Source organism: Bartonella sp. B35(2025) (genome assembly GCF_053794465.1).
In genome coordinates, this window is record NZ_CP200035.1 from 1,434,763 (window position 1) to 1,459,685 (window position 24,923).

Consider the following 24,923-nt stretch of genomic DNA (forward strand, 5'->3'; position numbering starts at 1 on the left):
AAAATAAATTAAAAGAAGCTTTTGAAGAGAGATTTTCTTAGCTTATAAGGCAATTTTATCAATAAGTGTATCGAGTTTTTCAGGGGTAAGTTTAAAAATTTTTGCTCCTTTACTATAAATGAGAAGAGCTTGTACATCTTTATCAGGATGAATAGATTGAAGTAATTTTCGATAAAGAGCCATTTGCAGCAAATAATGTTGTGCTATAGCGGTTTCGTCTTCAGGCATGATTCCAGTTTTAAAATCAGCAAATATGATACTGTTTTTTGCAATGTATAGGCGGTCAATTTGACCAGAAACTACCTGTTCTTTTCCATGAATTTTTACAATACCCATCAAAGAAACTTCAGCACGTGAAAGATCAGAGAAAAGCGGTTTGAGATATGAATTGTCTAAAATTTGCCAAACATGATTAATTGCATCTTCTCTTTGATTTTCATGCCAGTGAGAGGCTTTAGTATTTAGATAATGTCGGGCGTAATTTTGACGTTTTTTAGGAGGGTAATTTGATAGATATTGCAATAACTGGTGAACTAGATGACCATATTCAATGGCAAGGGCTCTGTTGGTATTTGTTTTTCCTAAAACGGGTGAAATTTTAATCTGTTTTAGATTAGAGAAAAATGTAGTATCAGGCTCAATGGAAAGACTGGCAACAGAAGGCTTTAGCGGTTTTGGTAAGACCGGTTCTGCTGGTACTTTATGGTAGAAAAAATTGGGTAAAGATGGGAATATTTGGCTATTTGTGCAGGATACTTCTTGGTTTATTGAAGAAAAAGAAGAAGGTGTAATGCAATAGCGCCAAGCCGCAATATCTTTTGCAGGACCTTTTATAGGAACTGCGTATGGTTTTAGTGCTTTCTTAACCAACGATAGCCATGTATGAGGGGAGGTTTGTTTACCGCTATACCCACAAATAAATAATCGATCTTCAGCGCGCGTCATGCCTACATAAAGAAGACGTTTATATTCCTCTTCTGCACGTTCTTTTAAATTTAATAGTGCTTTTTCAGAAAGTTTTGTGTTGAATTCTTTGCTGGGGCACCAGATAAAAGCTTGTTGATCACTTAATTGTGTATTGTACGGGACTTTAAGTAAATGAGGTGCATGCTTTTGCGAGTCCCAAATTGCACTACCAGGATCAACCAAAAAAACAACAGCAGCTTCCAGTCCTTTAGCTGCATGAACAGTCATTATACGAACTTCTTCATGATTTTGGTCAAATTCACGTTTAATTTCTGGTTGACTGGTGCTTAATATTTCCAAAAAAGCTTGTAATCCTGGTAAGCCAGTTTTTTGGATAGTAAGTGTATAATTCATGAAAGCGTCAAGCACGTCGTTTGCTTCAGATCCTAAGCGAGCTAGAATTTTTTGCCGTCCTTTATCGTTGTTGAGAATATGGCTGTAAAATTCAAAAACTGGTATTTTATCTACTAAAGAGCGATATTTATTCAGCTTTTCGAAGGCGTCTTTAAAAGATGTATGAGATAGCGCCTGTATACAAAGGCTTTGCCAAAGTGATCCTGTTCGTTGAGCTGCAAGCTGGTAAAGTTCATTTTCGGTAAGTGCAAAAAGTGGACTTTTTAAAATACAAGCAAGAGAAAGATCATCTTTTGGCTGTAGAACAAAATGCGCAAGTGCCATTAAATCACGTACGCTAATGTGATTAGTTAATTGTAAACGATCAGTACCAGCGACAGGAATATTGCGTAGTTTAAGTTTACGGGAAAGTGCAGAAATAAATTGATCATGCCGTTTACGAACCAAAATGATAATATCACTGGCACGCAATAAACGCCCTTTTGCTGCAAGCATTTCTCCTTGATGTAACCATTTAGCAATTGTTTCAGCAATTTGTTCTGCTAAACGTATTTCAGGAGTGTCTAAATGATCAACAGTTAAATGCCAATCATCAGGAAATTCATTCGTTTCTCTGGAAATAGTATCCCATAAAATAACATCACCTGGACTATTAATACGAATAGCTTCATGCACTGTTTTAGTATTTTCTGCTGAAAGTCCTTTGTAATTTTCTGGTGCTGCAAAGACAAGATCAACGCTTTTAAGAACATCAGCTGTAGAGCGAAAAGAATAGTTCAGCTGTACTTTTTCAAATTTTTGTTTTGCTTGTTTTGCTTTTTTTTGAATAATTTGCCCATTTGCGGAAAAATTTTCTGGTACAGCACCTTGAAAAGAATAAATTGATTGCTTTTCATCTCCAACTGCAAAAAGAGTGCGTGTATCTGTGCGTTGACTATGACCTGTGAAAAATTCTTGTGCTAAAAGTTGAATAATTTGCCATTGTTCAGGATTGGTATCTTGTGCTTCATCAAGCAAAATGTGATCAAGACCACGGTCAAGTTTATATTGTACCCATTGACTTGCACCTTGACGCTGCAACAAATGGAGAGTGCGCTCAATGAGGTCATTAAAATCTAAAAAACCATTGACCTTTTTTAAATCTTCATAGATTTTTAGATAAATAGCACAAATCCGAAAGGCAACCATATTGAGTTTGACAATTCTTGTGCACTGATATTTATCTAAAAGAATAGAAAGCTGATTTTGTTTATCTTCAAGCTCTTTTTGAATAAAGGGCCAAATTTTATCTGATTTTTTAGAAGATAAACGTGAAAGCTTGCGGGGTGTATGCTCTCTCGTTGTAAAATAAATCTGTGAAATAATGTTAATAATATCTTGTTCATCAGAAGTGACTGTTAATTGAGAAACTTTTGCAATCATATCTTGGGCATTTTTGTTGCCGTAGGTTTGTAGATGTTTGAAGATATGAGGAGGCAGTAAAGCGGTCTGTTGAATTTTTTCCAACAGCAATTGGCCTGTTTCATCAGGCGCTAAGTTAAAGAGCATACGTAACTGTTTTTCTCCGTTTTCAGATATCATAGAAGATAAAAAATCAGACAGTTTATGTTGTTTTTCGGTTGCTTCATATAGCAATTGATTAAAAGTGCTTTCGCTAATAACTTTAAGTAGCTGTTTCAAAGCTAATTGTGCATCGCTGTGTGTTAAAAGTTGGCGGCGAGCTTCTAGTAATAATTTTTTTCGATTGATATCATCAAGTAGTTCGAAATTTTTAGAAATATTGGCTTCTAACATAAATTGATGCAATAAAGACTCGCAAAATGCATGAATAGTTTGAATTTTTAATCCTCCGGGTGTTTCAAGGGCATGAGCAAAGAGTTGGCGTGCATAGGTTAATTTTTGCACATTGGCAGGTTTGTTTTCAAGCCGTGATAAGATTGTTTGGAGCTGTGCATCATCGAGTTCATTCCAGTTAGAAAGTGTACGAAAAATACGAGATTGCATAACGGCAGCAGCTGCATTTGTGTAAGTGAGACATAAAATGCGTGCTGGAGGGGTGCCATTTAAAAGTAAACGAATAACGCGTTCACTTAAAACATGGGTCTTTCCAGATCCTGCATTTGCAGAAACCCATACATTTGTTTTAGGGTGTGTTGCTGTTGCTTGTGCAGCAAGAGCTGCTTCAGGAATAGAGAAGAGTGTCATGATTGACCTACTTTAATAAAGACTATTTGACCATTCTAAGAATCGTGCCAGATGATCATAGTCACCTTCATATTGTTTTTTTGAGGGGATAGCATGTGAAAGATAGCCTTGTTGTGGATTTTGATAATAGTTCATTAATACGATAAGTTGTTCCCATGCTTTTTTACCGAGAGTAATTGCATTTTCTTGATTTATTGTTTTTTTACTTACAAAAATTGATTGAGGGATGATTTCACCTTTTCCATTGAGGGGGATATAAAATAAATTGGTAGGAGTAAGATCTTGAAAATCTGTAAAGGCACCTTGCATTAACAAGGCAGTTTCCAATGCTAATTGTGGAAATAATAAATCGCGAACTTGTTTTGATGAAGGGGGTGTGCTGGTCTTAAAATCAAGAATTTCAACCATTTTTCCTGGCAAAACATCAATACGATCAGCACGTCCTGAAAGCGTTACACCTGTTGTACCGATAGGTATTTTTTGAGATATGACTTCAGCATGCCGTTCTCGAGATCCAAGACTTTGTTCCCATTTAACAAAAAACGGAGCAAAATTTTCAAAAATAGTCCACCAAATCATTGCAATATCGGGAGGTAAATTCAATTTATTAAATTCTTTACGCCCGATAGTTAGGAGTACATCTAATGCATTGGCAGCGTTTGGATTATTTATTTGTTTACAAAAAGCAGCAAGAATAGCATGATAAAGTATGCCACGTTCATTTGCGCAAGGATTATGGATGAGTGCCTTAAGTGGTTTTAGACGTAAGATTTTTTTTGCATAAATTGCATAAGGATCATATCGTAATGTTTCTATTTCAGTGATTGAAAAATGACGTGGACGCATATCAAGGGGTGGTACAGGGCAAGGACGCTCTATACAGGTAGTTGTGTTTGTATTGTCAAGCATTTTTGCCCAATGAAGTAATATTTCGCCTCGTTCACGAATTTGTTTCCAAATCTGTTTTCCTACAACTGTTTCTAGGCGTTGTAGCCATCGTGAAGGAATAGAAGGAGTATGATTAACCCTTATAGCTCGGCTCATTACTACTTTGTTCATTCCCATAGCCCATTGAAAATCATGTGCTGAAAGTCCAATACGCTTTTCTGGTGGCTCAAGAGTTAATATCATTTTCATGGGTCGTGATAAAAAAGCATCATTATGAGCTGTTATAGGCCATGATTTTTCATTAAGACCACCAATGACCACTGTATCAACTGTTTGTAAACGTGATTCCAAAGTCCCCCAGATGAATAAGCGTGGATGTCCTCCGGGGGAAGGAGTCACAGAACGGGTTGCCATTAGGGCTGCAAACATGGCAGGCCATTCGTAAAGACGAAATTTTAATTCTGATTGATCACTTATTAATTCACGCAAAAAAATTGATAAGGCTTGTCCTGCTTCATCTTGATAAAGATGTGTAAGAAAATGATTTTCATCACGTCCAAAATTCTCAAAAACTTCAACAGTTGCTATTGCTACTTCATTAATGGTGTATTCCTTTTCCTGTTTCATGAGAGATGCTAAAGGTTCTACAGCTTTGGCTAAAAGATGACAAAGTAGACGTATTTCTTCGTTTTTTTGCGGATTAAGGGTATAGTTAGCATTATGGGACTGTGTTTTGATCCACTCTTCAAGAAATTGATTACATTCACAAAGATTGATACATTTACTGCTGCCTCGAAGAACTAATAATTCAAAATTTTCTGCCATTTCACGCAAGCGATGACGATTTTGTTCTAACATTGTCAGTGGGTGTTTGAGAAGAGAAAGCAAAGCAATGGGGTCACCAGGATGAAAAATATTTTCTAAAAGTAATCGTAATAGAGTTGCAGGCAACGTTTGTGCAAGTGGTATTTCTCCTGAATCATTAGCCTCAATACCAAATCGATGTAATTCAGCTACGACACGACGTGCTAAATTACGATCATTTGTAATAAGAGCGGTAGTTTTTTGAGGTTCCTCAATGGCATTACGTAATGCAACGGCAATAGCGAGAGCTTCTTCGCGCTCATTTATGGCTTCAATTAATGACCAATCTGCACAAAGGTTTTCATAATCATCACGTACAATTTGTGTCCATAGATCTGTTGTTGAAGCTGGTCGGAGAGCTTCTGATAAAAGAGCTGCACGTTTTTCTTTTATTACATTTTTGGGACCAATTTCACGAACATGGCTGCGTTGGCATTGCATAAGAGATAAAAGTTTTTTAAAATGGTATTGAGGATGGCTAAAAGCATTAGCTGTATGATCAAAAAAATTAAAAGTTGTTTTTTCTTCTTTTATCGTACCTAACGCTTTCCATTGTTTTTCGTCCATATGAAGATCGAGACCTGGAAGAACGACAGCTCCTTTTGGCAGGCAGGAGATTACCTTTAAAAGATGTGCAATTGCAGGCATGGAACCTGTTGCACCGGCAGCAATAATAGATTTAGTGGGTTGTATATGGTGTAAAGTATCTGCGTGCATTTTGAGTACTTGATTGCGCCATTCAGTTGGATTGCTTTTTTGTCTTTCTTGTAAGATTTGTGGCCAGCTTTGTGTAACAATGGTAAGGAAATTGAGCGTTATTTGCCACCATTCAGCTACCATATCGGGTGCAATTTCTTTAAGCTTTGACCAATCTGCTGATTCTGTTTCAATTTCATCCATTAAGTGTGCTAAATCTTGCGCAAGCCAAATAGCATCAGCAGTATGGGCAGGAATAGATACATCTTCTATACCAAGCATGGCATGCAGATGAACAGGTAAATTTTTACGCCAAGGACGAATAAGGCGTGCTAAAAGTAGAAGACGTTCACTTTCTCCAATAGGGGATTTCAGAGTATTTGCATAGTTTTCAAAAAAAAGAAAACTATCTTCATTTACATCCCCTAAGGGGCGAATGGTTGGTAAGAAAGTTGATCGTGTTTCACTTTTTTCAACAAAAGCTGTACGTAAAGCACGAGCAGCACGGCGTGTTGGTACGTAAATGATGGTATCAGCAAGGGCAGTTTGGATATCTCCATTTGGTGCAAAGTTATCAATGAGAGCACCTGAGAGCAGTGCATCAACAAAATGCGGTAGAAAAGCAGTTCCGAGAGGAATAGAAAAGACACGTGGTTGATGAGTCATGTAATCTCGTTTGGGATATGTGAAAAATATTCCACTTTATTGATTATTTACGTTGTTTCTACTGTATACAATTTTCATGTATGAAAAAACTAAAAAGCTGTATTTGTATGGTAGATTTTTGATTTGAGTAAGTAGCCAGTTTAGCAGAGCTAATTCTAATCAAAGACTGAGTATATACTTATTACTAAATTTCTAAAACAAAAGCTGATTGCTGTAGTAGAAATAGTCAACGGGAGATAAGCAGTGAGGGATTCATTGTTTCTTTGAAAGGAAGCTCACTTCTTGATCTAAGTTTTGTAAAGATGTGAGAATTGAACATGAAGAATTACAGGTAAGAATAATCTTGTATATAGTAGGGTAGATGTTTAAAATAAGATGATTTTTTGTCTTATTGGCAGAAGTGTACAAAAATTCTTAGAGTTTTCGAAATCTATCTATAAAAGACTGCTGTAGACGTTTAACAGAATGTTTTGCTAACGAAAAAGTTATACGACGTCCGTTACCTTCGTATTGTAAGGCAATAGCAAAGGTAATGGGCTCTAAAAGATTTGCACTTTTTTCTGGCCATTCAATTAATAAAATACTGTGTTCACGTGCTTCATGAAACCCTAGTTCATTGATTTCTTCTGCCGTAGAAAGGCGATAAAGATCAGCATGAATAATTTCAAATTGTGGAAGTTGATAGCTTTGAAAAAGAGTAAAAGTGGGGCTTGGAATATCCATGGTACTATCGTTGGCCAGTGTCTGGATGAGTGCACGTGCAAGGGTTGATTTTCCTGTTCCAATATCGCCTTGGAGTGTTACAAGATCACCCGGCCTTAAAATGGGAGCTAAATTTTGTGCAAAAAGCTTAGTTGCTTCTTCATTTTCAAGAAAAAAATTAAAATTCATTAAAATTCCCATGAAATGGATGAGAAAAAATTATATAACAATAAAATATCAACTTAAAAAAATTTATCTCTTTTGGAAACTGGAAAAAAGCATTTAACTGTTGTTCCTTGTCTTGTGCCAGTGAGAATTTCAACATGCCCACCATGAAGCTCAACAAAGCTTTTGACAAGAGAAAGACCAAGACCTACTCCTGCACGTCCACCATGATGTGAATGAGAAGAAAAACGTTTGAAAATTTGATCAAGAATGTCTTTTGGAATATCAGATCCTTCATTGTAAACACTAAAGACAATGTTATCATTTTGTTCATCAGCACAAAATTCAATTGTGCTCGCTTCCGTTGCGAAATTAATAGCATTACTGAGAATGTTCACAAAGATTTGATGCAAACGTTTTGCATCAGCATAAATAAAATTTAAGAAAGGAGAAATTTGCTGTAAAAGTGTAATATGGCGTCCATTAAGACGTTCTTCTATGCGTGATACTGCTTGCATCATAGCGTCAGCAATGTTAACCGGTTTTATATCCAGCTCCATGATTCCTGCGTCAAGGGTTGCGAGGTCAAGAATATCATTAACAAGGTTCAAAAGAGTGCCTGATTCTGAATGAATATATCCAAGATACTCATGTTGGCGTTTATTGATAGAGCCAAAAATTTGGTCACGTAAAATATCAGAAAATCCAATAATATTGGTAAGAGGTGTACGCAACTCATAGGAAACATGTTGGACAAATTTATTGCGTAAACGGTCAGCACTTTCTAACGCTTCATTTTTTTCTTGAAGGGCACGTGCAACATGGACAGTATCAGTAACATTAACAAAGGTTAGCATTGTTTGTCCATTAGGCAGCGGTACCACTGTGTAGTCAATAATTGTTCCATTTTTTAGATCTATACGGCCTGAATATGTTTCGCGTTTTTCGGCAAAACCAGTAATAAATTGGGTAAACTGACTCCATTCTTTTTCTACCGTTAAAGATGAGCAATAGGTTTGTAATTGTGTAATATGAGTACCTTCTACCTGTAAATTATAAGGTAAAGACCACAATTTTGATAAAGCTGGATTTGATAAACGAAGACGTCCATCAGCACCAAAAACAACTACTCCTTCGGAAAGTTTATCAAGTGTTTCACCTTGTATTTTTATTAATGTATTATAACGTCGCTCAAGATCAATTTTTTCAGTGAGGTTTTCATAAAACCAAGTAACACCTCCTTGTGGATGAGAGCTAGAGAGAACACGTACTGTGCGTCCATCTGGAAGATTCCAAATTTGTTGATTCGATTCTGTTTGTTGGTAAGCTTTAAATAATTCTTCTTTCCACATGCGCCAATCAGGATGATCACCGATAAATCCTTCTTCACGCAAACGTTCGAGAAGCAATGTATGACTTGGTTCACTTTCTAGGAAAGAACTCTCTAACGGCCATAAAACTTTAAAAGCATGGTTGCAGAATTTTAATTTTTGATTGGTATCAAAAATCGCTACAGCTGTTGAAATTTGGTCAAGTGTTTCACAATGGTTTTGAAGAATGCGTTCCATTTCGCGAGAAAGGTTTTCATATGCACTATCATCACGGGCAAAAGCTGCCATTCCTTCTGCTGTCGTAATACGTGTAAGGTGAAAATGGTGCCGTTCTCCATTAATTACTGTATGAACGTGCTCTTGAAAAATTGTTTCTGTCTCATTTGTTTTGCATTGTGTTGTTTCGTTGAAAGGATCAACTACCTCATTACTATCCTCTCGAAAACCTGTCATTTCTTTGAATGCACGATTAATAAAACAAATTTTTCCTTCACAATCTCGTATCCATACTGATTCTTGAATACAATCAAGAAGATTGCGCTGCATTCTTAGCTCCACAAGGATTCTGGCAATATCTTTTTGTAAACGAGCATTTTCGCTCTGTTGTACTGAGATATCTTGAAAACGTACAATTGCGGCTGTTCCTGTGATAACACCTGTAACCTGTAACAGTATATTTTTTGTAGTAGTGATAGAAAGTTCGAAAGGGTGACATTTACAACGCAGTTGAGTCAACGCGTGGTCAAGCTCTCGCAGAGAAGTTTTTTCAATCCAAAGCTCAAAATGCTGAAAATCTTGCTGATTAATTCCCGCTTTTTGTAATGAAGGAATATTACCAACTGCCCATGGCGAGGCTGTTGGGTTTTCCCAAACAAGAATATATTGTCCTGTTTCAGTTAAAATCCATTCATATTGCTTAAGTTTTTCAGAAAAATCTGCTTGATTTATCTTTAAAGGCTTCCATGAAGCTTTTTTTGCATGCATGATAACTACTATGCATGCAAGAAATAAGGCACAAAAAATTCCTCCACAGAGCGCTAAAATAAACCATGGACCATCTGATAAAGTGAAGATATGTGGGAAATATGCTTCCAATGGCTGAGCGATAGCACATGTTGGAGAAAAGAAGAAAAAAAGGTAAAAAATATCAAAAAAGATTTGGATCATTTTTTGAGCTTTTTCTTTGGGGGCATAGTCACCAAAGCTGAGCACGACGTATTTCCCTTTTTTCTTTAAAACCCTAGAAAACGTTTCAGTAACGATAATGATTTGGCTTATAGGGTCCTTGTGGTGTAACTCCAATATAGGCTGCTTGTTCTTCTGATAAAATGCTTAACTTTATTCCTAGCCGATCAAGATGAAGGCGTGCAACCTTTTCATCAAGATGCTTGGGTAAAACAGTTACTTCATTTGTATAATTTTCTGCATGAGTAAAAAGTTCAATTTGCGCTAAAACTTGATTGGTAAATGAGGCTGACATGACAAACGAAGGATGACCTGTGGCATTACCAAGGTTTAGCAACCTCCCTTCTGATAATAAAATTATGCGTTTTTTGTCAGGAAAGGTAATCATATCGACTTGTGGTTTAATATTTGTCCATGGCAGGTCTCTAAGAGATGATACTTGGATTTCATTATCAAAGTGGCCAATATTTCCAAGAATACACATATCTCTAACTTGTCGCATATGGTCTAAGCGAACAACATCTTTATTGCCGGTTGTTGTTATGATGATATCAGCACTGGAGGCTGCATCATCTAAAGTAACGACTTCGTAACCATCCATAGCCGCTTGAAGGGCACAAATTGGATCGATTTCTGTCACTTTGACACGAGCACCAGCACCTGAAAGAGATGCTGCTGAACCTTTACCTACATCGCCATAGCCACAGACAATAGCTGTTTTGCCAGCTATCATCACATCAGTTCCGCGTCGGATACCATCTACTAATGACTCTCTACATCCATACTTATTATCAAATTTTGATTTGGTAACACTATCATTAACATTAATGGCAGGAAAAGGAAGAAGTCCTTCCTTTTGTAATTGATAAAGGCGGTGTACACCTGTTGTAGTCTCTTCGCTTATACCTTTGATTGCTGTACATTGACGTGTAAAAAATCCTGGTGTTGTATCCATACGCTTTTGGATTTGTCTGAAAAAGATTTTTTCTTCTTTTGTTGTAGGATAAGATAAAATATCTTTATTTGTTTCTGCACGGCATCCTGTTAAAATATAGTTTGTAGCATCGGCTCCATCATCCAATATAAGATTAGATGGGTTTCCATCAGGCCATTGGAAAATTGCATCTATGTAAGCCCAATATTCTTCAAGTGTTTCACCTTTGACTGCAAAGACAGCAGTACCAGTGGCTGCGATAGCTGCTGCTGCGTGATCTTGTGTGGAAAAAATATTGCTAGAACTCCACCGAACATCAGCACCGATCGCTTTTAGTGTTTCAATCAAAACAGCTGTCTGAATCGTCATGTGCAATGAACCAGAAATACGCGCTCCGCGCAAAGGTTTACTAGAGGAAAATTCCTTACGGCAAGCCATCAAACCAGGCATTTCTGTCTCAGCAATATCAAGTTCTTTTCGACCATAGGTAGCAAGTGCGATATCTTTGACAACATAATCTTGAGTTGTCATTTTTTATTCCTTTATAATTATTTTTTTTAAACGGTAGGAGAAATTAAAAAAAAATGCAAGCAAATAGAAAGGCTTCTTTATGTGAAATTTTTTTTCAAATTTCCATAAAATTGCGCAACAGACATGCATTTACGTGTTAAGTGATAATGTTATCAACAAAGTATAAAAGTTTACTTCTATGCTAGGTACAAAAATATGTCAGGTACAGAAAAAATGGCTAAAATTTTTGTAGTTTTAAAGTCAATATTGAGTAGTCTTTCCGATTTTTCGGGCAATAAATTTCGGGCAATAAATTTTGTGTTCAATTTATTAGCTCTCATTGAAGGAATACCACCTATTATACGTGGATTTTCAGAATAGTATTGAAGTCATATTCTTTGAGTAGATTTTCCATCATTTGATAAGCATTTATGCCGTTGCTAATTCTTCTCATACAGCTATCAAAGTTACTGCTGTCTGCACTTACCATTTTTCTCAATTCCCTATACACTACTTATTCCGTTTCCTACTCTTCTCATAGCGTTACCTATGTCACCTATTATTTGTCATTTATCATTTCTCTGCGACTGTAGCTTCTGTAGCTGTACCTATAGCAGTATCAGCCATTGCTCCAAGAGTTAAGTCATCACGACTGCTTGAACCAAAAATCAAATCACCAATAATTTCAGGAATGGTCTTTGACAAATATGTATACAGCAAAGTAAACCTTAACAATGTTCAGTTTGATGCAGAAGAATAATTATAAGAATGCTGCAATGTCTTTATAGAATCAATAATTAAAGTAATTATGGGCATAAGAAAAAATAGTTTTGCATTAAAAGAAACAGCAGAACGAAAAGTTATTATACTTATTTTTCTTGCCTATTGAGAAACTTCAAAACCCATAAACAATATAGATGCATTTATTACAATATACGATTCAATCAGCGTAACAGTCAAAAAAACAACGATAAACCTAAAATATAAAAAAAAATAACGATCGCTTTAAAAGAAAACAACAGAGAAACAAGAAGATTTCAAGTTTTTATGTTCACCATAATAATAATCTTAAGGATCTCATCTGAAAGATCTTTAGGAATTAAGCCTTTATTTCTTCTATTTTTATGGTCTGCAGCATCAAAAAGGTTATTGACAAAGTATAAAGGAACTCATGAAAAGCTTTAATATGTGAGCAAGGTTTGTGGGTGTTTGTTGATTTTTGAGTTTTAAGGTAAGCGTAACAGTAAAAAAAATTGCTCTAGATTATGTGTTTTTAAAAAAGAGTGAAACATACAAGTTTTACCAATTATTTTCTTTAGAAATAAAAATTTAATTCTATCATAAAAAATGTACACTAGGCTGGTAAATTTTTAGAAAATTGACCTTGTGGACGGAATCGCCATAGATAATTTGGCAAAATAGCCGTCATTGCTCTGGGGATAATACCTACTCCTTCTAAAGTGCATCCATTTTCTATAGCTTTTTGAGAGACAATATTATCTACCTGCAGGAAGCGTATCTGATCGGCTGTTACAAATGTCGGTAGGAGAGGTAATTTACCAATAGTTCCTAAAAGACCTCCAATTACAAGCCCAGCAAAAAGGGGCATGGATAGAATTATTTTTTTGCGGTAAATTATTTTTAATATATTTTCAAGAGCATCTTGGAATGTGATAATTTGGGGACCGCCGAGATCATAGCTTTTTCCAAAGGGGATGTGTTTTTCTAAAGCACGTATAACAAATTCAGCAATGTCACCAATATATACAGGCTGCAATTTATTTTGCCCCCCTCCAAAAAGCGGTATGATCGGTAAAAAACGTGATAAGTTTGCTAAGGTGTTAAAGAAACAATCTTCTGGCCCAAAGATAACTGACGGACGCATAATAATTGCTTTAGGATGTTTATCATGAACAATTTGTTCACTCATAAATTTGGTACGCGCATAAAAAAACGAAGTATCTTGATTGGCAATAAGTTCTGACATATAGATAAGTGGAATGCCAGCTTCAGTGGTTAATTCAGAGACATTTTGTGTGCCATCAATTTGTATATTTTGAAAATTTGGTTCATTTGCTTGCATTAAGCTACCAGGAAGGAATACTGCGCCATCTGCTCCAAGTAGTGCACGTGCAACAGAGGCACGATGCTTAACATCAGTTTTGAGTATTTGGGTTTGTCCAACTTCTCCTATTTGCTGCATGTAATAAGCTTTTTGTGGGCGACGAACAGCGATACGAACACGATAACCTCGCTTGGTTAGAGTTTCAACAATATGCCGTCCCACAAAGCCGGAGCCGCCGAAAACAGTAATAAGTTTAGGATGTTGATAAAGTGCGCAATCAAGTTGCATGGTCAAAAGGTCTACCTTTTAAAGCTTTATGAATAGCTGATTTTTAGCATGGTGGTGTTTTATTGTCACGTAAAATATCGCCTACAAGATAAAGAGAACCGCTAATAAGAACAATTGCTTCTCTATGCTCTAAATTAATTTTATGTAAGGCATCTTGCAGATTAATTTTTGGGGTAGCAAAAAGACCTACTTTTCGTGCCGATTCAGCTAAAATTGTTGGGCAAATACTTACATTTTTATCAGTCAATGGAACAGTATATACTTTATCTACAAGGTTTTTTAAAGGGCGAAAATAACCAGCAGCGTCTTTAGTATTAAGCATACCGGTAATCATAATAATAGAACGATTTGATTTTTTTTTCCATCTGGTAAGTTCTGCTGCAACAACTTTTCCAGCAGCAGGGTTGTGCCCACCATCTAACCATAGATCAATACCAGGAGATAATTGATTAACCAAATGTCCATAGGTAAGGTGCTGCATTCGCGCTGGCCAGTAAATATTTTGCAGAGCATGACTTATTGCTTGTTCTGAAGGCATAAAACCTGCTTGATAAACTGCTTCAATGGCAGCTCCAGCGTTGGCAATTTGATGAGCGCCAATAAGGTTAGGCAGTGGAAGATCCATTAAACCTTGGCTGTTTTGAAATACCATACGCCCATATTCTGTATAGCTTTGATAATCTTGATCAAAAAGGAAGTAAGGTGCTTTTTTTTCATCAGCAAGGGTAGTTAAAATGGAAAGGGTTTTATCATGATCTTGCTTACTGATGACTACTGGAACTTCAGGTTTGATAATTCCTCCTTTTTGAGAAGCGATTTGTGCAATTGTATTTCCAAGAAAAGTCTCATGATCATAGTCAATAGGCATAATAAGTGATACAGCTGGCTTATTAATTACATTTGTAGCATCAAAACATCCTCCTAATCCAACTTCTAAAATTACTGCATCCGCTGGATGTATACTGAACAGCATAAAAGCAGCAGCTGTAAAAATTTCAAAAACAGTAATTGGTTCTTGACGATTTACTTTTATAATTTGATGAATTGTTTCGGCTAGTTGGCTTTCTGTAACAAGTTGGCCATTTCCTGTTTGACCCAACCGACAGCGCTCATTCCAGTTGACCAAATGAGGTGAGCTATATACATGAACGCGGTGACCTGCACTTTCCAAGAGAGCACGACAAATAGCTGAAGCAGATCCTTTTCCATTTGTTCCAGCAATGTGAATAATAGGTGCAAGCTTTAAATGTGGATTATCAAGATGCTCTAAAAGACGAGAAATGCGCTCTAAAGAAAGATCAAATTTTTTTGGATAGACTTTCAGTAAATCATCTATCATCCCTTGAACTTGGTTATTTTCCATAATTTAAGCAGCTTTTGTTTTGGAAATTGATGTCTGAGAATATGTTGGGGAGGGATTGGAAGGATTAAAAGTGGCAGGATATTTCATCATCAAGCGTAAAAGTTGTGCAATGGTGGTCTTCATTTCTAAACGCGATACAACCATATCGATCATACCATGTTTAAGCAAATATTCACTACTTTGAAAACCATCTGGTAGTGTCTCGCGTATGGTTTGTTGAATTACACGTGGTCCTGCAAAACCGATCATAGCACCAGGTTCTGCAATGTGTACATCGCCAAGCATGGCATAAGAGGCAGTAACACCACCGGTAGTTGGGTTAGTAAGAACAACGATATAGGGAAGTTTTGCTTCTTTCATCATTTCAACTGCTACTGTTGTACGGGGCATCTGCATCAGCGATAATGTTCCTTCTTGCATACGCGCTCCACCAGAAGCAGCAAAAAGAACCAAAGGGCATTTATCAGCAATAGCAGTATGAAAAGCTTTTATGATAGCTTCTCCTGAAGCCATGCCAAGTGATCCACCCATAAAGGCGAAATCTTGAACTGTTGCAACAATTGGTAAGCCTTCTATAGTACCTCGTGCACTTAAAATATTATCATCGACTCCAAGTTTTGAACGATAATCCTTTAATCTGTCAATATAGCGTTTTTCATCACGAAATTTTAAAGGATCTGTTACAACTTTTGGATTTTCAAGAGGTGTAAAAATCCCATCATCAAAAAAATGTGTGAGCCGATTTTTAGCACTGATGCGCATGTGATAACCAGAATTAGGGATCACATATTGGTTAACTTCCAAATCTTTATGAAACACCATTTCACCACTGGTAGGATCTTTGATCCATAGATTTTCTGGAATTTCACGGCGTCCTAATATGGAGTTAATTTTAGGACGAACATAATTTGTAATCCAGTTCATCTTTGTAACCTCTCTTTAAATGTTATACATTTCTTCTGCGATTTGAGGGAATATAGGATTGAGTGGTTTGCTTAACTTTACCGGTTAATAAAGGATTCCACTTAATACTTTTACTAATGTACGTACAGTTCTAACTTCATTATTCTTGAATCTTTTTGTCCTTCTAATATTATAGCGGTAGTTTGAATAAGAATACTCATCACAAAAAATTTATCAGTAATTTTAATAACTTACATTATCTTTTTTTTACTTTGATATCAAATTTCACTATCTGCGCTGGTTAACAAATGTTGTATTTACTGCGAATGGAAAGCTAACATTTATTAAGCCATTAACGTCAGCAACACCAGCAGCATGAACCTAAAGCAAAAAAGCTTTATAACCGTCAACATAAATAAGGCTATAATAGTTCATAAAAACAGTGGATATGATAACATCATGTTAGCGAAACACTAATACGAGAGCAATATTTTTTCAAAGATTTCTCTGATGAAAAGAGGGAAAAAGCGGTCTTTTTTAGGATCGAAGCTGTTTTGTGTTTTTTCTATCCATGCACTTTTGTTACTTTTAAGAAAGAATAATTACTATTATTGAAATGTGATGTGTGTAGTGGCTTTTTGAGAAAGCATTTTGTGTAAATGTGTCATAAGGGCAGCCGCGAAAAGCGGTGTTGTTAAATTCAGAATAGGAATAGAAACAAAAAATGCTATCAACAAGCCTGCACCAAAAACTGTTGCGTGATGAGTATGTAAAAATACATGAGCTTCTTGTTCAGATCGAAAACGATAGGCAGCAAACACAAAATATTCACGCCCGAGCAAGTAGCCATTAATAGCGTAAAAAGCAATCAAATTGATACCTGGCACGAAAAACAAAATAAAAGCGATTCCATTACCCAAAAGGCTTAAAATAACAAATTTCAAAGAGAAAATCAGAGAACGTTTAAATGACATAGCATGTCCAATATGTTCGTCTGGATAAGCTTCTTCTTCAATAATTTCAGCTGCAGAATCAATAAAAAAGCTACCAATCATAGCAGTGATTGGTGCGATCAGAAAAGCCATAAATAAAGCTAAGACAAGATTAAAAATGACCAGTATGCTTAGCTCTAACCATCCCACCCAATCAGATAATTTCGGGAAAAAATGAGCAACCCAAGACCCAAAATAAGATATAAAAAGTTGGTGTAGACATAGCCATATAATAACAAGAATAATGAAAGTAAATCCTAATATTTTTACTATCATAGTTCGATATCGTGGGGTGAACAAGTGCTGTAGGGCACGATAAGCAGCAATAAAAATCATAAATAACACAAGAACAGAAAAAAATATGGATAAGGGAATATATTATATATATTTATTTTTTGGATTATAACATCTGGAATCAGCTATTTTAATTGAAATAGATAATTGGTATCGTATTTGCAAGTGAGATAGATTTTTTGTTTTTATGGGTCATTAAAAATCAAAAAATGAGTTTTCTTATGAAGTTAATTAAATGGATAAGCTGAGTGATCAATAGGAAAAAGTACTAAAATTAATCAGCCTAAAATTAGATTGAAGTAAATAGGAATTTCAGTTTTTAGAGTGGATAAGAATCTAGAAAAATTTTACTTTGAGAGCAGTTTTAAATATTCTTATACAGAATGTATACAGAGATATATGTTGCTTATTTTATATTCATGTTTGCTAAAAAGATTTGGTAGCAAAAATTACTCAGCAGGAAAAATTTCTATTTTAACTTAAAGGATGGATTACAGATATTTCCTGATATGCAGGGTGATTATATCGTCAATTCTTCTGAGCTATAAACATATCGATCCTAAAAAAAGTACCTTTTAATTTTCTGCATGTAGCTGTTATGGTTGGATTGATTATTTTGTTAGTATAGATACTTTCGTGCATTTAGTAGAATAAATCCATTTTTTATTTTATGGTATATTTTTTAGCGATATCAAATTATCTCTCAAATTTTTCCTTAAGATAAGGATTCTTTTACTCTTTTATTAATAGGGAGGAGGAGAAGAACAGAAAAATGATACAATCATACTTGATAATTTTTGAGCCACCTGTTGTTTACTCATATGTGGCCATGGTTCGACATTTTCTTTACTTACGAGATAAACTTGATTTGTATCAGCATTCATGACGCTTGTACCATCAATGCGAGGAGAAATATCATTTGCAAGAATAAAATTGGCTCCTTTTTCAACACATTTTTTTTGCGCATTGGCGAGTATGTCAAACGTTTCAGCAGCAAAACCAATCACAAGTGAGGGACGATTTGGAGCATGTCCAATTGTTGCTAAAATGTCGGGATTTTCAATCATTTGCAAAGATGGTGGCGTTTTATTAGCACTCTTTTTGATCTTATGAAAAGATTGTATCTGACTACGCCAATCACAAACAGCAGCAACAAAAATAGCTCCATCAGCAGGTAATGCTGCTTGAACTGCTTGTAACATTTGACATGCTGTTTCGACATGAATGGTTTTTACCTTTTGCGGATCAGCAAGATTAACTGGTCCACTGATCAGCGTTACTTTGGCTCCCAAATCTGCAAGAGCTTTTGCAATAGCGTGGCCTTGTTTGCCTGAAGAGCGATTAGCAAGATAACGTACAGGATCAATCGGTTCATAAGTTGGTCCAGAAGTAACAATGAAATGACGGCCAGAAAGTGGTTTTTCTTGTATACCCAAAAGAGCTTCTACTGCGGCTATAATGGTCAAAGGTTCACTCATACGCCCACAGCCTGTTTCATTGCGTTCAGCCATTTTTCCGATTTCTGGTCCTACTATATGAACTCCATCTGTACGTAGTTGAGTTACATTACGAACCGTTGCTGGGTGTGTCCACATGGCTGGATTCATGGCTGGCGCAATCAAGAGTGGACAGTATGCTGCTAAAAGTACACAATTAGCTAGATCGTCTCCTATACCGGTAGCTATTTTTGCAATACGATTAGCCGTAGCAGGTGCTAAAATAATCAAGTCAGCATCACGCGCTAGTCGTATATGGCCAATATCATGTTCTTCTTCGCATGAAAATAAATTGCTGTATACAGTACTACCACTTAGAGCTTCGGCTGCTAATGGAGTGATGAATTTTTGAGCAGCTTGTGTCATAATAATATTTAAGTGTGCTCCACGTTCTTGCAGACGGCGAATCAGCTCAAGAGATTTATAAGCTGCAATACCGCCTCCAATGATAAGGAGAATAGATTTTGATTGCAATGATTGCAATTCAGCAGAACTTGCTTGAGATGATTGTATGGCTGGAGTAGCAAGATTGCTTAAAAGGCGACGAGCTTCTTCTTCCATAGAAATACCATTTTGTGCAGCACGTACGCGCAAAGATTCTTTGGCTTCAAGTGAGAGATTACGAATGGTAATGCTGGCCATAAAATATATCCAATAAATAAAATGATTTCGATGATTTCATTATTAATATTTTTTAGCATATTTATTAGATTAGAAAAGATAAAAAAGTAAAACAAATACAACAAAGAGCGATAATGACTAGGCTGTAACGGCCATAACGAGTGGTACGACTTTGTTCTGTAGCAAGCTGCTTGAGAGTGGTGGGAGAAAGATCAAATCCTATTTTTATCATTTGATTGAAATCTTCTTCCATACGTTGAAAATTTTGGATCAATTGCGGTGTTTTACGTACTAATGAAAAGAGTGCTTGTGCTCCCTCACTAAAGTCTTTTGCAATTCCTACAGGTCCTAAATTTTTTCCAATCCATTCTTTAACAATTGGTTCAGAGACCTCCCACATATTAAAATCAGGATCCAATGTGCGAGCAACACCTTCCACAACAACCATAGTTTTTTGCAGCAGTAAAAGCTCAGGTCGTGTTTGCATATCAAATAGCTCAGTGACTTCAAACAGCAAAGTGAGCAACTTAGCCATGGAGATACTTTGTGCGGACTGTCCGTGAATCGGCTCACCTATGGCCCGGTTAGCTTGAGCAAAGCTTTCAATGTTATGGTGTGATGGCACATATCCTGCTTCAAAATGAGCACGTGCTACACGATTATAGTCACGAGTAATAAAGCCATAAAGGATTTCAGCAAGAAAATGTTTTTCTTTTTTGCCAAGTCGTCCTGTAATTCCTAAATCAACAGCAACAATACATCCTGTTGAATCCACAAATAAATTACCAGGATGCATATCAGCATGAAAAAAACCATCACGTAATGTATGACGAAGAAAGGATTGGATAAGCGTAGTTGCTAGTACTTGTAAATTAAAGCCAGCTTCTTTGAGTGCGGAAATTTCGGATATTCTTATACCATCTATCCATTCCATTGTTAAAACATTACGTCCTGTTCGCTCCCAATCAATTTGTGGTACCCGAAAGCCTGCATCATATTGAATATTTTCTGCCATTTCTGATATTGCAGCTGCTTCTAACCGTAAATCCATTTCGATACGGGTGGTTTGTGCCAAAGTATCAACGACACAAACAGGACGCAAGCGTCGAGAAGCAGGTATATAACGCTCTTGTAAATGAGCTATAAGATAAAATCCTCTAAGATCTTTAGCAAAACGCGTTCTTATATTTGGGCGGATAACTTTAACAGCACATTTTTTTTTATGACCTTTCTCATCATAATACTCAGCTGGATGCACTTGGGCAATGGAAGCGCCGGCGATGGGTGGATAAAAATTTATGAATAAATCATTAATAGATTTTCCAAGTGAACTTTCAATTTGGACAATAGCAGCGGTGCGGGAAAACGTTTGAACACGGTCTTGTAACTGAACCAAATCTTGTGCAATCTCACGGCCAACAATATCGGGTCTGGTAGCAAGAAATTGACCAAGCTTTATATAAGAGGGACCAAGCTTATTAATGGCGTCAGAAATATTTTCAGATCGTCGCTTCTTTTTTGTTTTGCGTCGTGCTAGCATATTTGCTATCCGATAACATAATGCTGGGAGTCCTTGAAGATCATCACTAGGAAGAGCACTTAAAACACCTTCCCGTGCTAAAATCCATCCTGTGCGTATCAATTGAAAGTAAGTGGAAATTTGCATCATTTAGATTTTCCAACCTGAGTGCAGTGTTGCGATTGCACCTGTAAGGTTGCGGTACGATACCCGCGAAAAACCTGCATTACTTATACTCTGGGCAAAGTCATCTTGTTTAGGAAATTTACGAATAGATTCAACTAAATAACGATAAGCATCACCATCATTTGCAATAAATTGACCAAGTTTAGGAATAGCATGAAAAGACCAAAGATCATAAATTTTATCAAGCAGAGGCATCTCAACGTTTGAAAATTCCAAACAAAGAAAATGTCCCCCAGGTTTTAAAATACGAAAAGCTTCCTTAAGAGCTTGATCAATATGAGGTACATTTCGGATTCCAAAAGCAATAGTATAAGCATCAAAGCTTTTATTTTTAAAGGGCAATTGTTCCGCATTAGCTTCAACAAAGTTGATTAGGTGAGCAAGACCATTTTTTTGTGCACGTTTTTTACCGATTTGGAGCATTGAGTCATTAATATCAAGTACAGTCACATGAGCTTTTTGGCGTGAAGCATTAAGAATGCGAAAGGCAATATCACCAGTACCACCAGCAACATCAAGAACTTTCCAATTAGGCTTAGCTGGTGGGGAGAGCCATGTAACCATGGAATTTTTCCACACACGGTGTAGCCCGAATGATAAGATATCATTCATTTTATCGTAATTTTCAGCAACAGAGTGAAATACACCATCAACCATAGATTGTTTTTGCGTTTCATCGACTCTTGTAAAGCCAAAAGAGCACTCCATGCCACCTTTGATTCCCACGCGTTCTGTTTCAGTGGTCATATGTGTGACCCTCCTTATTTTTCTTTTATCGTAAATGAAATATAGAGGGAATGTTCAAATACGAAAAAACAACGTATAAAATCATGATGTTCATACAACCAGAAATAAAAGAGTACCTTTAGATATCAAGATTAGCAACGCTTAAAGCATTATCTTGAATGAAAGCCCGACGAGGTTCAACTTCATCACCCATTAAACGAGAAAAAAGTGAATCCGCATCAGTTGCATCATTGATTCTAACTTGTAAAAGAGCGCGTGCATCAGGATTAAGGGTTGTTTCCCAAAGCTGTTCAGCATTCATTTCTCCAAGGCCTTTATATCGTTGCAGAGTTATGCCTTTTTTACCATTTTTAAAAATGCTTTCTAATAAGCTAATAGGTCCAAAAATACGCTCTGATTTATCTTTGCGATGTAGGAGAGGAGGTGGACTGTATACTTCGATGAGATTTTGAGAAATATGGTCAATTTGACGTGCATCAGCTGAATTTATGAGTCCTGAATCGAGAGTAATAACATCTTTAACCCCACGCAAAATACGTTCGAAGCATAAACTTCCGTCTGATGTACATTTGCCACTCCAACCGCGTTCCATATCGTCTGCAATCAAATCAAGTCGATGTGCTACATCATTAGCTATTTTTTGAGCTTTTTCTGGTGTTACAAAGGCTTCAAGATTAAAAGCCCCAACGATTGCTGCTTGTTCAACAATATTATGATTATACCGAGTATGAAGACCATTTAAAAGTTTGCGTAATATGCGGGCATCTTCAGCAAGTTGACGTAAATCAGCTCCTGCACGAACTTCCCCTGTTGATAATTCTAACGTTGTATTTTCTAGACCAGTGTCAATCAAAAAATCTTCGAATGCTGCTTCATTTTTGATATACTGAAAAGATTTACCGCGTGTTACTTTATAGAGAGGTGGTTGAGCAATATAAAGATGACCACGCTCAATTAATTCAGGCATTTGTCTAAAAAAGAAAGTAAGAAGTAGGGTGCGAATATGCGCACCATCAACATCTGCATCAGTCATAATGATAATCTTATGATAGCGCAATTTATCTGGAGAAAATTCATCTTTACCAATGGAAGTTCCAAGAGCAGTAATAAGCGTTCCAATCATATCAGATGAGAGCATTCGATCAAAGCGCGCTCGTTCAACATTGAGGATTTTACCACGCAAAGGTAAAATTGCTTGATTTTGGCGTGAACGTCCACTTTTTGCCGATCCACCAGCGGAATCTCCCTCAACAATAAAGAGCTCTGATTTCGTTGGATCACGCTCCTGACAATCAGCAAGCTTTCCTGGTAGAGATGTAATATCAAGAGCACCTTTCCGTCTTGTAAGTTCACGTGCTTTGCGAGCTGCTTCACGAGCTGCTGCAGCTTCTACTACTTTACTTGTAAGAATTTTTGCTTCATTAGGGTGTTCTTCTAGCCATGTGGAAAGACCCCCATTCACTAAATTTTCAACAATTGGTCGTACTTCAGAGGAAACTAATTTATCTTTTGTTTGTGAAGAAAATTTTGGGTCAGGAACTTTGACTGAAAGAACGGCTGTTAATCCTTCACGACAATCATCACCGGTTAGGTTAACTTTTTCTTTTTTTGTGATACCCGAAGATTCAGCATAACCATTAATTTGACGTGTTAGCGCACTGCGAAAACCGACTAAATGACTTCCGCCATCACGCTGAGGAATATTATTGGTAAAACATAATACTTTTTCATGATAAGAATCGTTCCACCACAAAGCAACGTCAACACTTATTCCATCTTTTTCACTAGCAATGTAAATAGGATTATCAAGCAGTGCTTTTTTTGATTGATCAATGTATTTGACAAATTCAGTTAATCCACCCTCATAGTGTAACTCAATTGACTGAACATCAGCATGGCGTTGATCGACAAGAAGAATATGTACACCAGAATTCAAAAAGGCTAATTCTCGTAAACGACGTTCTAAAGTCTCAAAATCAAAATCAACCATAGCAAAAGTTTCAGAACTTGGTAAAAACCTTATTTCTGTTCCACTTTCTTTACCGCAATCGCCGATAATTTTTAGTGGGTAATCGGCAACACCATTGGTAAATGACATTTCATGGATTTTGCCATTGCGTCTGATTTTAAGTTGTAACCAAACCGATAGTGCATTGACAACAGAAACACCAACGCCGTGTAATCCTCCAGAAACTTTATAAGAATTTTGATCAAATTTTCCACCAGCATGAAGCTGAGTCATGATGACTTCTGCTGCTGAAACACCTTCTGTTGGATGAATATCGGTTGGGATTCCACGTCCATTATCACAAACAGAACAAGAGCCATCAGCATGGAGTGTGACATTTACAAGGGTGGCATGACCAGCTAAAGCTTCATCAATAGCATTGTCTACAACCTCATATACCATATGGTGCAAGCCTGAACCATCATCAGTATCGCCAATATACATGCCAGGACGTTTGCGTACAGCATCAAGACCTTTTAAAACTTTTATGGAAGCCGCATCATAGTCATCATTACCCACTGAAGAGGTTATTTCATCACTCATAAGTTAATCCATTTTTGTATTTAATTTGCGATATTTCATCAGCTTTTTTTGAGCTTAATGGTCTAACCAATTATCTATATAATAACCATATTAAATGTTTACCGTATATCGAATTTATATTCAACATCTGTGAGCAGATAATAGTAGAATGATTATCTAATCAATGATGTTGTACTATTATGTTACATTTATGAATTTTAAGTTTATATTAAGTCTGATAATACCGACTGTGTACCAAAAATACTCATAACTTATTTAATAAAATTTATTCTCTATGGGGTATTAATGTTTAAGGAAGGAGATAATAGTTATTTGTATTTTGTAATAATATCGAAGAAAAAGATATTATCGTTTTTTTGATGATGGTAACTGTAATTAAGGAGTATTTGGCAAGGTAACAAAATAAATCTTTGTGCTTTTATAAATATTTTT

Annotated in this window: 14 protein-coding genes; all 14 read right to left on the reverse strand. The window is 36.4% G+C overall.

Going from position 1 to position 24,923, the window contains the following annotated elements:
• Positions 1-42: 42 nt before the first annotated feature.
• A complete protein-coding gene (gene addA / locus V4P56_RS06035) occupies positions 43-3,525 on the reverse strand; it encodes a double-strand break repair helicase AddA (protein ID WP_455481999.1) in 3,483 nt (1,160 codons plus the stop codon).
• Positions 3,526-3,537: 12 nt separating this feature from the next.
• Positions 3,538-6,639 (reverse strand): double-strand break repair protein AddB, encoded by a 3,102-nt coding sequence (gene addB / locus V4P56_RS06040; protein WP_455482000.1) that lies wholly within the window; start codon positions 6,637-6,639, stop codon positions 3,538-3,540.
• A 414-nt stretch (positions 6,640-7,053) separates the two neighbouring features.
• A complete protein-coding gene (tsaE, locus tag V4P56_RS06045; protein ID WP_455482001.1) occupies positions 7,054-7,530 on the reverse strand; it encodes a tRNA (adenosine(37)-N6)-threonylcarbamoyltransferase complex ATPase subunit type 1 TsaE in 477 nt (158 codons plus the stop codon).
• A 53-nt stretch (positions 7,531-7,583) separates the two neighbouring features.
• Complete coding sequence (locus V4P56_RS06050) at positions 7,584-10,049, reverse strand: PAS-domain containing protein (RefSeq protein WP_455482002.1); 2,466 nt, start codon at positions 10,047-10,049, stop codon at positions 7,584-7,586.
• A gap of 40 nt (positions 10,050-10,089) precedes the next feature.
• The gene (gene ahcY / locus V4P56_RS06055; RefSeq protein WP_455482003.1) at positions 10,090-11,487 is read right to left on the reverse strand and encodes an adenosylhomocysteinase; all 1,398 of its coding nucleotides are present in this window, start codon (positions 11,485-11,487) and stop codon (positions 10,090-10,092) included.
• Between the two features lie 552 nt (positions 11,488-12,039).
• Positions 12,040-12,171, reverse strand: coding sequence for a hypothetical protein (locus V4P56_RS06060; RefSeq protein WP_455482004.1), 132 nt, complete (start codon positions 12,169-12,171; stop codon positions 12,040-12,042).
• A gap of 649 nt (positions 12,172-12,820) precedes the next feature.
• Complete coding sequence (locus tag V4P56_RS06065; RefSeq protein ID WP_455482005.1) at positions 12,821-13,819, reverse strand: complex I NDUFA9 subunit family protein; 999 nt, start codon at positions 13,817-13,819, stop codon at positions 12,821-12,823.
• Between the two features lie 43 nt (positions 13,820-13,862).
• Positions 13,863-15,182 carry a bifunctional folylpolyglutamate synthase/dihydrofolate synthase gene (locus tag V4P56_RS06070; protein WP_455482006.1) on the reverse strand — a complete coding sequence of 440 codons (1,320 nt, stop codon included), beginning with the start codon at positions 15,180-15,182 and terminating at the stop codon, positions 13,863-13,865.
• A 3-nt stretch (positions 15,183-15,185) separates the two neighbouring features.
• The gene (gene accD / locus V4P56_RS06075) at positions 15,186-16,106 is read right to left on the reverse strand and encodes an acetyl-CoA carboxylase, carboxyltransferase subunit beta (RefSeq protein WP_455482007.1); all 921 of its coding nucleotides are present in this window, start codon (positions 16,104-16,106) and stop codon (positions 15,186-15,188) included.
• A gap of 587 nt (positions 16,107-16,693) precedes the next feature.
• The gene (locus V4P56_RS06080; protein ID WP_455482008.1) at positions 16,694-17,413 is read right to left on the reverse strand and encodes a sulfate transporter family protein; all 720 of its coding nucleotides are present in this window, start codon (positions 17,411-17,413) and stop codon (positions 16,694-16,696) included.
• A 701-nt stretch (positions 17,414-18,114) separates the two neighbouring features.
• On the reverse strand, positions 18,115-19,509 hold the full coding sequence (gene coaBC, locus V4P56_RS06085; RefSeq protein ID WP_455482009.1) for a bifunctional phosphopantothenoylcysteine decarboxylase/phosphopantothenate--cysteine ligase CoaBC: 1,395 nt from the start codon (positions 19,507-19,509) through the stop codon (positions 18,115-18,117).
• A gap of 64 nt (positions 19,510-19,573) precedes the next feature.
• Positions 19,574-21,157 carry a 2-polyprenylphenol 6-hydroxylase gene (gene ubiB, locus V4P56_RS06090; protein ID WP_455482010.1) on the reverse strand — a complete coding sequence of 528 codons (1,584 nt, stop codon included), beginning with the start codon at positions 21,155-21,157 and terminating at the stop codon, positions 19,574-19,576.
• Positions 21,158-21,940, reverse strand: coding sequence for a bifunctional demethylmenaquinone methyltransferase/2-methoxy-6-polyprenyl-1,4-benzoquinol methylase UbiE (gene ubiE, locus V4P56_RS06095; RefSeq protein ID WP_455482011.1), 783 nt, complete (start codon positions 21,938-21,940; stop codon positions 21,158-21,160).
• A 118-nt stretch (positions 21,941-22,058) separates the two neighbouring features.
• Entirely contained in the window at positions 22,059-24,491 is a 2,433-nt protein-coding gene (gene gyrB, locus V4P56_RS06100; RefSeq protein WP_455482012.1) for a DNA topoisomerase (ATP-hydrolyzing) subunit B, read from the reverse strand.
• Positions 24,492-24,923 lie beyond the last annotated feature (432 nt).